Below are 12046 nucleotides of genomic sequence, written 5' to 3' on the forward strand. Positions count from 1 at the left end.
CCACCAAGGCCCGGCTGCGCCGACGGCCTTCGTGAACCTCCTTATATTTTGAGGTGAAGTTTACTGTTTTCACACGGCATATTCCATCGGCCGGGCAAATTTACTTTGCCCGGCGAAACTATGCCAGTGAAACGAGATCGGAAGCTGCGCAAGGGAGAAACTGCCAGTCTTGATCGACCGGATCCGCAAACTTCGCAAATTTCAAGAGATGGGCCGCATCGGCCTCACATCAGCGGCAAAACAAAACCGCCATCCGGCAAAACGTCGCGTTAGACGACAATGCCGCAAACAATGGCCGCAACAAACAGGAATGCAGCCGAAAACAGGACGACGTGAATCGCCGTTTGAATCTTTTGCCGCGTCTTGGCGGCGCGCTTGGAACCATCGAACTGATTCACATGCGTATTCGACATACCCAAATTCGCCATGTGTTGCCTCCGTTCGTTTTTTATATGTCTCGCGGGCCAGACCAGGACAGACATTCATACATTTCCTATCAATTAGGTAGAGATGAATTTCCGTCCAGAACACGAGCCGAGAAAAATTAAACCATTGGATGTCGAGGACCCGAAAGATCGGCAACGCCTAATCAGCAAAGAATGCGGCGGGCCCAAATCAAGCTGCGCTCGATGGCGCTGGTATCGGCCGCCTGCTCTTCGGCAGGTCCGGCCTGGCGGCGGCTGTTTTCCTCAGAAAGAGTAGCGGACCGTGCACCTTCCTGCTTCGCCGGAACCGGCGGATGGAGATAGCCCATGGTCATGCCACCCATGAAAAACATGCCTGCCTCCGCTTAACGTCTGACCCCTTGATCAGGATCACGAAAGTTAACTGCCATTAACGAGATCATGACAGAATTGCGGCAGGTGTCAATAGTCTATACGATTGGTCGTGTTTAAACGGCCCATTCGTTAACGCGACGAAGGCGCAGGCTGCCGTCCGCTTAGAGCAATTTCAGCAAGAGTGCGAAGCGGTTTTGCGTCCGCAATTACGTAAAACAAAGAGATAGAGCCTTTCCGCAATTCGAGGAAAAGCGGAAAGGCTCTAGACGCGGACGAACCCCTTGCTGGCGATCATGAGATTGCGCGTGTAGTCTTCCTTCACGTCGCCGGCTGCCAGCTCCTTCGCCGTCAGCCTCTCGACGACAGCGCCATTGCGCATGACGGCCAGACGCTCGCACATATGGGTGATGACGCCGAGATCGTGGCTCACCATCACGAAGGTCAGGTGTCGGTCCTTACGCACCTGTTCCAGCAGATTAAGCACCTCGGCCTGAACCGAGGCATCGAGTGCCGAAGTCGGCTCGTCGAGCAACAGGATCGACGGCTCGACAATCAGCGCGCGGGCAATGGCGACGCGCTGACGCTGGCCGCCGGAGAGCTGGTGCGGATAGCGGAAGCGAAAGCCGGTCCCGAGGCCGACTTCGTCCAGCGCCCGGGCAATGCGCGTCTCGGTATCGCCGATCCCATGGATCGCCAGCGGCTCAAGCAACAGCCGGTCGATCGTCTGGCGCGGATGCAGGGAACCGTAGGGGTCCTGAAACACCATCTGCACCTGCCGATAGAAGGTCTTGCTGCGCCTGGCGCCCTTCAGCTGTTCGCCGCCGACGCGGATCGTACCGTCCGTGACGGGCGCAAGACCGGCGACGGCGCGCAGCAGCGTCGACTTGCCGGAGCCGGACTCGCCGACCAGGCCGAAGGATTCGCCCTTGTTCACCTCGACGCCGACGGCATCGAGAGCATAGTAACCGTCATAGACGACGCTGAGGCCGTCAACTGCAAGTGCCGCCGTCATGCCGCCCACTCCGGCTTGCGGTCGAGAACCGGCAGCGGATGCCTGTTTTCGCCGATGACGGGCATGCAGTTCAGCAGACCGCGCGTGTAGGGATGCTGGGCATTGTTCAATTCGGAAGCCTTGAGCTCTTCCACGACCTTACCTGCATACATGACGATCACGCGGTCGCAGAAGGACGACACCAGCCGCAGATCGTGCGATACGAAAATCAACCCCATGCCGCGCTCGGAGACAAGCTTGTCCATGATCTTCAACACATCGAGCTGGACGGTGACGTCGAGCGCGGAGGTCGGCTCGTCGGCGATCAAAAGCTCCGGCCCGGCGATCAGCATCATGGCGATCATGACGCGCTGGCCCATGCCGCCCGAAACCTCGTGCGGATGCAGGTCATAGACACGGCCGGGATCGCGGATCTGCACGGCTTCGAGCATGGCAAGCGCGCGATCCCGCGCCTCCGCCTTGCTCACCTTCTCATGCGTGCGCAGCGTCTCGGTGATCTGCTTGCCGATGGTCATGACCGGATCGAGCGAATATTTCGGGTCCTGCAGCACCATGGCGATGCGCTTGCCGCGTAGCGACCGGCGCTCTTTTGCCGAGGTCGACAGAAGATCGATGCCGCTGAAGTCAAGCCTGTCGGCCGTGACGATACCATGCGACGACGTCAGCCCCATGATGGCGCGGCCGGTCTGCGACTTGCCGGAGCCGCTCTCGCCGACGATGCCCAACCGCTCGCGGCCGAGCGTGAAGGATACGCCGCGTACGGCGTCGATGACGCCGGTGCGCGTCGGATAGCGGACTTTGAGGTTCTCCACGGTCAGAAGCGTCGTCATTGGCCGCTCTCCTTCGGATCGAGCGCATCGCGCAGGCCATCGCCGAGCAGGTTGAAGCCGAGGCTGACGATGAGGATCGCGATCCCCGGCATGGCCGCCACCCACCATTGATCGAGATAGTATTTGAAGCCGGTCGCGATCATGACGCCCCATTCCGGCAGCGGCGGCTGCGCGCCAAGCCCGAGGAAGCCGAGACCGGCGGCGGTCAGGATCACGCCCGCCATGTCGAGCGTGACGCGGACGATCACCGAGGAGATGCAGAGCGGCATGACGTGACGGAAGATGATGCGCAAGGGCGAGGCGCCCATGAGCTGGACCGCGGCAATATAGTCCGAGCGCCGCACCGTCATCGTCTCGGCCCGCGCCAGGCGCGCATAGGGCGGCCAGGAGGTAATGGCGATGGCGATGATGGCATTCTCGATGCCGGCGCCGAGCGCGCCAGCGAAGGCAAGCGCCAGCACCAGCTTCGGAAAGGCAAGGAAGATATCGGTGACGCGCATCAGGATCACGTCGACCCAGCCGCCCATATAGCCCGATACCATGCCGATGATCAGGCCGATCGGCGCCGAGATGATCGCAACGAGCACGACGATATAGAGCGTCCAGCGCGAGCCGTAGATGAGGCGCGAGAGGATATCGCGGCCGAGGTCGTCGGTGCCGAGAAGATAGCCCGGCGTGCCGGGCGGCTTCAGATAGGCATTGGTGAGATCGCCGATCACGGGCGAATGCGGAGCGATGACATCGGCAAGCGCCGCCACGAGCACGAGCGCGATGATGATCGCAAGCCCGATGACGGCAAGGCGATTGGCGGAAAACTGCCGCCAGGTGACGTAGGCGCGCCCGAGTCTCGCCTGCCGGCGCGACTGCGGCCGATCGGAGAGCAGCCAGTCCCTCAAGCTGGGTTGGGTGGTCTCGACAGTCATTTACGTCGGGTCCTTGGATCGAGCGTCCGATACAGGAGATCGGAAATCAGATTGATGCCGATGAAAACAGTGCCGACGACGATAGTGCCGCCGAGAACGGCGTTCATGTCGGCATTGCGCAGCGAGCTGGTGATATAGAAGCCGATGCCCGGCCAGGAGAAGACGATCTCCGTCAGCACGGAGCCCTCGAGCAGCCCGGCATAGGAGAGCGCGATCACCGTGATCAGCGGAACAGCGGCGCTGCGCAGGGCATGGCCCCAGATCACCCGCGTCTCGGAAAGCCCCTTGGCGCGGGCGGCGACGATATATTCCTGGCCCAATTCATTCAGCATGAAGCTGCGCGTCATGCGGCTGATATAGGCGAGCGAGAAATAGCCGAGCAGCGATGCGGGAAGGATGATGTGGCGGAACACGTCCCAGAAGACGTCCCATTGCCCCTGCATGGCGCTGTCGAGCAGGAAGAAGCCCGTGATCGGCGTAAAAGTATATTCATAAGCGATGTCGATGCGGCCGGGATAGGCGACCCAGTTCAGCTTCGCATAGAAGATGACAAGCGAAACCATGGCCAGCCAAAAGACCGGCACGGAATAGCCGACGAGGCCGATGACGCGGACGATCTGGTCGACGATGCTGTTGCGGCGCACGGCCGCAAGGACGCCGAAAGGAACCCCGAACACGGCGCCGATGATCGTGCCGACCGTGGCAAGCTCCATCGTCGCGGGAAAGACGCGCTTGATGTCGTCCATGACCGGATTGGTGGTCAGCACCGAAATGCCGAAATCGCCGGTCAAAGCGCTTAGGAGATAATAATAGAACTGCAGATAGAGCGGTTGGTCGAGGTGCATCTCTCGATGCAGGCGCTCCAGCACCTGCTGAGGCGCGTGATCGCCGGCGATCGCCAGCGCCGGATCGATCGGGATGACACGCCCGATGAAGAAGGTGACGGCGAGTAGGCCGAGATAGGTCGTGACCGCCACGACCAGAAATCGCAGCAGACCCATGAAGAAGGGAGCGGCACGGCCCTTTTTGGGCCGCACCTGCATTTTCCGTTCGACGGTGCTCAAAGAACTAATCCTGCCGGATTATCACTTGGAGATCGGCCAGACGAAGTTGTTGTCGAAGCTCGGACCAAGCTTGAAGTCCTTCACGTCCTTGCGATAGCCGGCGACTTCCGTCTGCTGATAGAGGATGATGAAGGGGCTTGCTTCCAGGAATTTCTTCTGGATGTCCTGATACATGGCACCGCGCTTGGCCGCATCGCCTTCGAAGAGCGCAGCCTTGGCTTCCTTCTCCAGCTCAGGCGAGGTCCAGGTGTTGCGCCAGACGAGCGTCTTGTTGGTGCTGGTGTCGGAATTGTCGTCGTTGGTGGTGAAGGTATCGGCATTGGAATGGGGATCCCAATAATCCGGGCCCCAGTTGCCGAAATAGATGTCGTGATTGCGGGCACGATACTTGGTCAGCTTCTGCTTGCCGTCGCCGGGGATGATCTCCACCTTGATGCCGGCCTGGCCGAGCGTCTGCTGGATCGCGGTTGCAATGCCCGTGTCCGGCTCGATGCTGCGCACGTCCATGGTGATCGAGAAGCCATTGGGCAGGCCTGCCTTGGCGAGCAGTTCCTTGGCCTTGGCAACGTCGAGCTTGAACGGGTTCTCATCCAGCGAGCCGAGCATGCCCTTCGGCTCGAAGGTCTGGTGGATCTCGCCGATACCCTTGATCAGCGTCTTGCCGATGGCATCATAGTCGACCAACCATTTGAACGCCTGCTGCACTTCCGGCTTGGCCAGATTGGCGTTCTTCTGGTTGAGGCTCATATAGTAGATGGTGCCCTTCGGCGCGCTGGTCGTCGCGAGCTGCGCATTCTTCTCGACAGCCTGGAGATCGGTCGGCGAGAGGTTGCGGGCGACGTCGATATCGCCGTTCTCCAGCGCCAGGCGCTGCGCCGAGCTTTCTTTCATGAAGCGATAGATGACGCGATTGAGCTTGGCCTTATCGCCGTAATAATTGTCGTTGCGCTCCAGTACGACGGCTTCGTTGGCACGCCATTCGCGCAGCTTGAACGGACCGGAACCGGCAAAGCCGGTCTTCAGCCAGCTATTGCCGAAATCATTGTCGTATTTGTAGTCGGCAGTCGGCGTTGCCGGCTTCACATGCTGCAGGACCAGCTTCTTGTCGACCACTTCGGCGACGGTCGCCGTCAGGCAGTTCAGCACGAAGCTCGGCGCATAGGGCTTGTCGACAGTGAAGGTGAAAGTGTTCGGATCGGTCGCCTTGGCCTTTTCCGTCACATTGTCGCCGGTAAGACCGAACTGGGTGAGAATGAAGGCCGGGCTCTTGTCGAGCTTGACGACACGCTCGAAGGACCAGGCGACGTCTTCGGCGGTAATCGGATTGCCGGAGGCGAATTTCAGGCCGGGCTTCAGCTTGAACGTATAGGTGAGATGATCGTCGGAGACGGACCAGCTCTCGGCCAGATCGCCCTTGATCTTCGAGGTGTCGTTGATGTCGAGGCGGACGAGCAGGCTGTAGGTGTTGCCGGTGATTTCGGCAGCAGACAGTTCGTAGGCTTCGGCCGGGTCCATGCTCAGAATGTCGTCGAAGGCAAAGCCCTCGACCAGCGTGTCCTTGGGCGTCGCAGCATAGGCATTCGGCGCCGCCATCAGCAGAAGCGAGAGAGCCACGCCGGCAGAAAGTGCGCGGAAACCGCGGTTCATCCTGGTAATCATCATTGTTTTCATTCCCCTTTTTTAAACTCTACGCAATATCGGCACGCACTTTATCGGCTGCCTTCCTTCCAGGCGGACGCCAGGACGCGAAGCCAGTTTTCCCTGCACAGCTTCACAAGATCGGCTTCAGCATAACCAGCGTCCCGAAGGGCGGCAATCAGGTTTTGATTGCCGGCAGCATCGCCGATTTCGGCTGGGATCGTGGCGCCGTCGAAGTCCGATCCGAGACCTACGCAGTCGATGCCGAGGCGGCTGACGAGATGATCGACATGGCGCACCATCGCCTCGAGCGATGTATCGGCATCCGAGCGCGCGTCGTCGCGCAGCATCGCCGTTGCATAGTTGAGACCGACGATGCCGTGGCTCTCCTTGATGGCGTCGAGCTGCTTGTCGGTGAGATTGCGTGCGACCGGCGTCAGAGCATGCGCATTGGAGTGGCTGGCGACCAGCGGCTGGTCCGAAGTCTTGGCCACATCCCAGAAGCCCTTTTCGGTGATGTGGGCGAGATCGACGAGAATGCCGAGCCGGTTGCAGGCGCGCACCAGCGCAAAGCCGGCGTCCGTCAGGCCAGGTCCGGTATCCGGCGAGCTCGGATAGGCAAAGGGCACGCCATGGGCAAAGACGTTGTTGCGGCTCCAGACGGGACCGAGCGAGCGCAAGCCGGCGGCATAGAAGGTTTCGAGCGCAATGAGATCGGCGTCGATCGCCTCGCAGCCTTCCATATGCATGACGGCGGCGAAAACGCCCTTCTCCATGCAATTGCGGATCTCGGCGGTGGAGCGGCAAAGCTTCCAGGCGCCGGCGCGATCGAGCCTCAGCGCGATCGCCGCCATGTCCAGCGCGATGTCGAGAGAAGGCGTCCGCTCCAGCGGAGCCGCCAGCAGTGTGGCATAGTGACCGTTGCTGTCCGGATCGGCAAAGACGAGATCGCCCGAAGGAATATAGATGGCGCAAAGACCACCGGCCAGGCCACCGGCCCGAGCCCGGGGTGCATCGATATGGCCGCTAGACGTCCCGTCCTTGAATTCAGCGATCGGGTCCGCGCCGTCGCGCGCGTGATGCCAGAGTCTCAAGAGAACGTCGTTGTGACCATCGAATACGGCTTGCATTTTCTATCCTGGGTGAAGCGCTCTGGGGGAGCGAATGGAAAGCGGCCAGAATAGAAAAGCTGACGGGATTCGCCATACCCAAATGAAAAAAATTTGCATTTGCATGGAATGGTATCGCCGAATGGAAAAGGCGGGATAAAAACCCCGCCTCAAGAGCATGTTTTAGAACGCTGACGATGTGTCGGGCATTTCAGCGCTTGGCCCGCTTCTTCTGGCGGTAGACGTCGATGGCAACGGCCGCGACGATGATGAAACCCTTGGCGATTTCCTGGTAATAGGCATCGACGTTGAGGAAGGTGAAGCCCGAGATCATCACGCCGAGGATGACGGTGCCGATCACCGTGCCGGCGATGCGACCAACACCGCCTGTCAGCGACGTGCCGCCGATGACGGCAGCTGCGATCGCATCCAGTTCATAGTTCACGCCCATGCCGGCCTGCGCCGTCTGCACGCGGGCAGCCGTGATGATGCCGGCGAGACCTGCCAGAAGTCCGGCAATTGCATAGACCTTGACCAGATGCGCCTCGACATTGATGCCCGATACGCGCGCCGCCTGCACATTGGCGCCGATCGCATAGGTGAACTTGCCATAGCGCGTGTAGCGCAGCACGACATGGAAGAGGACCGCGATGATGAGGAAAACGACAACTGGCCAGATACCGGAGCCGATGAAATTGAACTGGTCGGTCAGACCCGAGATCGGCTGGCCCTTGGTGTAGAGCTTCGATAGGCCACGGGCGGAGACCATCATCCCGAGCGTTGCGATGAAGGGTGGGATCTTCGTTTTCGTGATCAGCTGCCCATTGATATAGCCGGCAAGGAGGCCGATCAGCAGGCCGATGCCGATCGGCACGAAGAAGGGCATGTCGGTCAGCGCGGGATAGACGGCACGCGCCCAGGTCGACGACTGAGCGAAGCTCGCGGCCACCATGGCCGTCAGGCCGACGACGGAGCCGGACGAGAGGTCGATGCCGCCCGTGATGATGACTTGCGTCACACCGACCGAGATGATGCCGATGACCGAGACCTGCAGGATCATGATTTTCAGGCGCTGCAGGTTCAAAAGGAAGCTCTGGCCGACGAAGATCCAACCGAGGATCTCACAGAGGAGCGCGATGCCGATCAGCACCAGGAAGATGCCGAGTTCGGGCGGCACGCGGCGACGTCTTGGCCGTGTGACTGCCGGGGCGGTCGCCTCTGCAACTTTGCTAACCATGGTTCAATCCTCCCTTGCGATGGTTGGCGGCGTCACTGCGCGGCCAGCTCCATCACCTTCACTTGAGTTGCGTCCGCACGATCCAGGAACCCTGTCACCCGTCCCTCATGCATCACCATGATGCGGTCGCTCATGCCGAGCACCTCGGGCATTTCCGACGAGATCATGATGACGGCGACGCCGTTGCGCGCCATTTCGGTAACGAGGCGATGGATCTCCGCCTTGGCGCCGACATCGATGCCGCGCGTCGGCTCGTCCAGGATGAGAATGCGGGGATTGGTGAGCATCCACCGGCCGATCAGCGCCTTCTGCTGATTGCCGCCGGAAAGGTTTTCGATGCGTTCGTCGAGGTTCGGCGTCTTGACGCGCAGCTTGCGCGCCATCTCCTCGCAGGCCTCTTCGATCGCGCCCTCCTGCACGAAGCCGCCGCGCACGAATTTGTCGTGCAGCACAGCCACCTGCATGTTCTCGAGCACGCTGAGGATAAGAAGACAGCCCGTATCCTTGCGGTCCTCGGTCAGGAACGCCATGCCGTGGCGGATCGCAGCCGCCGGCGAGGTGATTTCGGTCTTCTTGCCGAAAAGCTCGATCGTGCCGGAGGAGGCCGGCGTGACGCCGAAGATGGCTTCGGCGACATTCGACCGGCCCGATCCCACAAGCCCGGCCACGCCGAGAATTTCGCCGGCCCTGACATCGAATGAAACATTGGAGAAGACGCCGTTGAGGCTGAGATCCTTGACCGACAGCACGGTCTCGCCGATCGGCACTTCCTCTTTGGGAAACATCTGCGTGATCTCGCGGCCGACCATCATGCGGATGATGTCGTCGCGGGTCACATCGGTGGAGGCATGCGTGCCGATATATTTGCCGTCGCGGAACACCGAAAATTCGTCGGCGATCTCGAACAGCTCATTCATCTTGTGGGTGATGTAGACGATGCCGATGCCCTGGGAGCGCAGGTCGCGGATGATCTGGAAGAGATGCGCCACCTCGCGCTCGGTCAGCGCCGAAGTCGGCTCGTCCATGATCAGCACATCGGAATTATAGGAAACCGCCTTGGCGATCTCGACCATCTGCCGGCTCGCGACCGAAAGCTCGCGCACCTGAATTTCAGGGTCGATGGAAATGTTGAGGCGCTGGAAGAGTTCCTCGGTCTTGCGGCTCATCTCCGCGTGGTCGACGAGGCCGAAACGGTTCTTCGGCTCGCGCCGGATCCAGATATTCTCCGAAACGGTCATGAAGGGCATCAGGTTCAGTTCCTGATGGATCATGGCGATGCCGTTTTCCAGCGCGTCGAGCGGCGACTTCAGCCGGATGTCCACACCCTTGAGGCGCACTTCGCCCTGGTCGGGAATATAGATGCCGGCAAGGATCTTCATCAGCGTCGATTTGCCCGCGCCGTTTTCGCCCATCAGCGCATGCACCGTTCCGCGCTTCAGGCGGAAGGAAACGTCATCAAGGGCGAGCACGCCGGGAAATTCCTTGCGGATGCCTTCTGCGCTCAGCAGATAGGCGGCATTGGGGACAACGCCGCTGGCGCGTACCGCCGCCATGGTGGATGGGCTCACAACCATTTTTCCCTCCCGGGCAGATCGGATTTCAAAGGATGCGGGCAAAGCCCGCATCCGTCGATCATCTTCGTTCTCAGTTCTTCTTGACGAAGTCCTTGACGTTGGCCGGCGTGACGAGCTGGAAGGGGATATAGACCTTCTTCTCGATCTTATCGCCCTTGGCGAGCTTCATCGCGGCATCGACCGCACCCTTGCCCTGGCCGGCAGCATCCTGGAATACGGTGACCTTCAGGTCGCCGGCCTGCATGGCGGCAAGTGCATCCTGCGTGGCGTCGACGCCGGCAACGACAATCTTGTCCAGCGGCTTGCCGGCAGCCTTCAGCGCCTGGATGGCGCCGATCGCCATTTCGTCGTTGTTGGAGATGACAGCATCGAATTCGAGACCGCTGGAGAGCCAGTTGGTCATCAGGTCGGCGCCCTGGGTACGCTGCCAGTTGGCGGTCTGCTCCTGGACGATCTGGATACCCTTGCACTCGTCGGTCGCAACGACGTCATGGACGTCCTTGGTGCGCATGCGGGCAGCCTGGTTCGAGAGTTCGCCCATCATGATGACGGCTTTGCCCTTGCCACCCAGCAACCGGCACACTTCCTTGGCTTCCAGCGTACCGGATTCCTGCTCGTTGGAAGCAACAAAGGCCTGCTGATCCGGAAGGCTGTCGACGTTGGCCGGCTCGCGGTTGACGTAGACGAGCGGGATCTTGGCATCGGCGGCGAGCTTGGAAATGGCAGCCGTTGCGTCGGTATCGACCGGGTTCACAATGATGGCATCGACCTTACTGGCGATGAAGTTCTGGATCTGGCTCTGCTGCTTGGCAATGTCGTTCTGGGCATCTTCGACCTGCAGCGTCACGCCCTTGTCCTTGGCGTAGTCCTGCATGCCGTTGCGCAGAACGGTCAGAAAGTTGTCGTCGAACAGAGCCATCGAAACGCCGATGGTTTGGGCGTGAGCAGCAGTCGACAGCAGGAGAGCCATCGCAGAACCAAGGATAAATTTCTTCATGTTTTCCTCCCAGATAAGGTGCCCGGCCACACCCCTCCTAAATGCCGGAGCCCCCAGTCTCGACTGCAGGGCCTCTATTCAATTCGGTCGCCACTCCCATGGCAGCCACATCGAAAACGGAACAAACAAACCGTAAAATTCATTATGCGGAATATTCATTCCATTTTTCAGGGCAAAGGTCAACAGCAAATTCTGGGCGCATCGCTGGAGCCGGGGAAGACGAGTTTTCTTGCCGCTCACACTGCAAGATCGGATGATCAAACCTACATACGGGCACCCGTCACCGTGGAACGGTTATTCCATCGACACGGGAACGGAATAGAATGCAGACGACCAACCGGCCGCGCCGCGGCCCGCAATGGAGAACACACATGCCCTCGATGTACAGTTTCTCGGTCCCCGTCTTCCAACGCGGCCTCCAAAACCTTTCGGCCTATCTCGACAAGATCGAAGCCCATGCGGCTGAAAAAGGCGTTGCGGCGGAGGAACTCATTTCCGCCCGCCTGATCGACGACATGCTGCCGCTCTCCGGCCAGTATCAGCGCGCCTCCGATACTGCAAAGCTCACCATTTCCCGTCTTGCCGGCATCGATGCGCCGCGCTTCGAAGACAACGAAACGACTGTCGCCGATCTGCGCGAGCGTCTGAAGAAAACGCAGGATTTCCTGGCGACGGTTACGCCGGCAACGATGGAAGGCAGCGATGTGCGGGAAGTGACGATCTCGCCCGGAGGCAACAAGATCGTCTTCAAGGGCGAGGATTACCTGGCGAAATTCGCGCTGCCGAATTTCTTCTTCCACGTCACCACGGCACACGACATCCTGCGCAGCCGCGGCCTGTCTATCGGCAAGATGAACTATCTCGGATCGTTTGCTTAAGGAGC

At 60.2% G+C, this 12046-nt stretch carries 12 protein-coding genes; 1 reads left to right on the forward strand and 11 read right to left on the reverse strand.

Annotated features, from left to right (window positions below):
- Nucleotides 1-269 precede the first annotated feature (269 nt).
- The 11 genes from ABOK31_RS16175 to ABOK31_RS16225 all read right to left on the reverse strand — a co-directional run bounded on the left by ABOK31_RS16175 (nucleotide 270) and on the right by ABOK31_RS16225 (nucleotide 11163).
- Nucleotides 270-428 (reverse strand): hypothetical protein, encoded by a 159-nt coding sequence (locus ABOK31_RS16175; protein WP_174176193.1) that lies wholly within the window; start codon nucleotides 426-428, stop codon nucleotides 270-272.
- Nucleotides 429-589: 161 nt separating this feature from the next.
- A complete protein-coding gene (locus ABOK31_RS16180; RefSeq protein ID WP_349956686.1) occupies nucleotides 590-778 on the reverse strand; it encodes a hypothetical protein in 189 nt (62 codons plus the stop codon).
- 263 nt (nucleotides 779-1041) lie between these two features.
- Entirely contained in the window at nucleotides 1042-1791 is a 750-nt protein-coding gene (locus ABOK31_RS16185; protein ID WP_349956687.1) for an ABC transporter ATP-binding protein, read from the reverse strand.
- Nucleotides 1788-2621 (reverse strand): ABC transporter ATP-binding protein, encoded by an 834-nt coding sequence (locus tag ABOK31_RS16190; RefSeq protein ID WP_174176188.1) that lies wholly within the window; start codon nucleotides 2619-2621, stop codon nucleotides 1788-1790. The genes ABOK31_RS16185 and ABOK31_RS16190 overlap by 4 nt, the downstream gene beginning before the upstream one ends.
- Nucleotides 2618-3544 carry an ABC transporter permease gene (locus tag ABOK31_RS16195; protein ID WP_174176186.1) on the reverse strand — a complete coding sequence of 309 codons (927 nt, stop codon included), beginning with the start codon at nucleotides 3542-3544 and terminating at the stop codon, nucleotides 2618-2620. The genes ABOK31_RS16190 and ABOK31_RS16195 overlap by 4 nt, the downstream gene beginning before the upstream one ends.
- On the reverse strand, nucleotides 3541-4608 hold the full coding sequence (locus tag ABOK31_RS16200) for an ABC transporter permease (protein WP_349956688.1): 1068 nt from the start codon (nucleotides 4606-4608) through the stop codon (nucleotides 3541-3543). Before ABOK31_RS16200 ends, ABOK31_RS16195 begins: the two co-directional genes overlap by 4 nt.
- 21 nt (nucleotides 4609-4629) lie before the next feature.
- The gene (locus tag ABOK31_RS16205; protein ID WP_349956689.1) at nucleotides 4630-6270 is read right to left on the reverse strand and encodes an ABC transporter substrate-binding protein; all 1641 of its coding nucleotides are present in this window, start codon (nucleotides 6268-6270) and stop codon (nucleotides 4630-4632) included.
- Between the two features lie 47 nt (nucleotides 6271-6317).
- Nucleotides 6318-7376 carry a dipeptidase gene (locus ABOK31_RS16210; RefSeq protein ID WP_349956690.1) on the reverse strand — a complete coding sequence of 353 codons (1059 nt, stop codon included), beginning with the start codon at nucleotides 7374-7376 and terminating at the stop codon, nucleotides 6318-6320.
- Between the two features lie 190 nt (nucleotides 7377-7566).
- Nucleotides 7567-8592 carry an ABC transporter permease gene (locus ABOK31_RS16215; protein WP_092720429.1) on the reverse strand — a complete coding sequence of 342 codons (1026 nt, stop codon included), beginning with the start codon at nucleotides 8590-8592 and terminating at the stop codon, nucleotides 7567-7569.
- 32 nt (nucleotides 8593-8624) lie between these two features.
- Nucleotides 8625-10166, reverse strand: coding sequence for a sugar ABC transporter ATP-binding protein (locus tag ABOK31_RS16220; RefSeq protein ID WP_174176178.1), 1542 nt, complete (start codon nucleotides 10164-10166; stop codon nucleotides 8625-8627).
- A gap of 70 nt (nucleotides 10167-10236) precedes the next feature.
- The gene (locus ABOK31_RS16225) at nucleotides 10237-11163 is read right to left on the reverse strand and encodes a sugar ABC transporter substrate-binding protein (RefSeq protein WP_174176176.1); all 927 of its coding nucleotides are present in this window, start codon (nucleotides 11161-11163) and stop codon (nucleotides 10237-10239) included.
- A 371-nt stretch (nucleotides 11164-11534) separates the two neighbouring features.
- Here ABOK31_RS16225 and ABOK31_RS16230 point away from each other — a divergent pair, with 371 nt between their 5' ends.
- Nucleotides 11535-12041 carry a DUF1993 domain-containing protein gene (locus ABOK31_RS16230; protein WP_349956691.1) on the forward strand — a complete coding sequence of 169 codons (507 nt, stop codon included), beginning with the start codon at nucleotides 11535-11537 and terminating at the stop codon, nucleotides 12039-12041.
- The last annotated feature ends 5 nt before the right edge of the window (nucleotides 12042-12046 follow it).

It is taken from the genome of Rhizobium sp. ZPR4 (assembly GCF_040215725.1).
Classification (GTDB): Bacteria; Pseudomonadota; Alphaproteobacteria; order Rhizobiales; family Rhizobiaceae; genus Rhizobium; species Rhizobium rhizogenes_D.

Coding starts and splice junctions, on each gene's coding strand:
- ABOK31_RS16220 (WP_174176178.1), bottom strand. CDS start 10,166: ATGGTTGTGAGCCCATCCACCATGGCGGCGGTACGCGCCAGCGGCGTT.
- ABOK31_RS16175 (WP_174176193.1), bottom strand. CDS start 428: ATGGCGAATTTGGGTATGTCGAATACGCATGTGAATCAGTTCGATGGT.
- ABOK31_RS16185 (WP_349956687.1), bottom strand. CDS start 1,791: ATGACGGCGGCACTTGCAGTTGACGGCCTCAGCGTCGTCTATGACGGT.
- ABOK31_RS16205 (WP_349956689.1), bottom strand. CDS start 6,270: ATGATGATTACCAGGATGAACCGCGGTTTCCGCGCACTTTCTGCCGGC.
- ABOK31_RS16230 (WP_349956691.1), top strand. CDS start 11,535: ATGCCCTCGATGTACAGTTTCTCGGTCCCCGTCTTCCAACGCGGCCTC.
- ABOK31_RS16210 (WP_349956690.1), bottom strand. CDS start 7,376: ATGCAAGCCGTATTCGATGGTCACAACGACGTTCTCTTGAGACTCTGG.
- ABOK31_RS16215 (WP_092720429.1), bottom strand. CDS start 8,592: ATGGTTAGCAAAGTTGCAGAGGCGACCGCCCCGGCAGTCACACGGCCA.
- ABOK31_RS16225 (WP_174176176.1), bottom strand. CDS start 11,163: ATGAAGAAATTTATCCTTGGTTCTGCGATGGCTCTCCTGCTGTCGACT.
- ABOK31_RS16195 (WP_174176186.1), bottom strand. CDS start 3,544: ATGACTGTCGAGACCACCCAACCCAGCTTGAGGGACTGGCTGCTCTCC.
- ABOK31_RS16190 (WP_174176188.1), bottom strand. CDS start 2,621: ATGACGACGCTTCTGACCGTGGAGAACCTCAAAGTCCGCTATCCGACG.
- ABOK31_RS16180 (WP_349956686.1), bottom strand. CDS start 778: ATGTTTTTCATGGGTGGCATGACCATGGGCTATCTCCATCCGCCGGTT.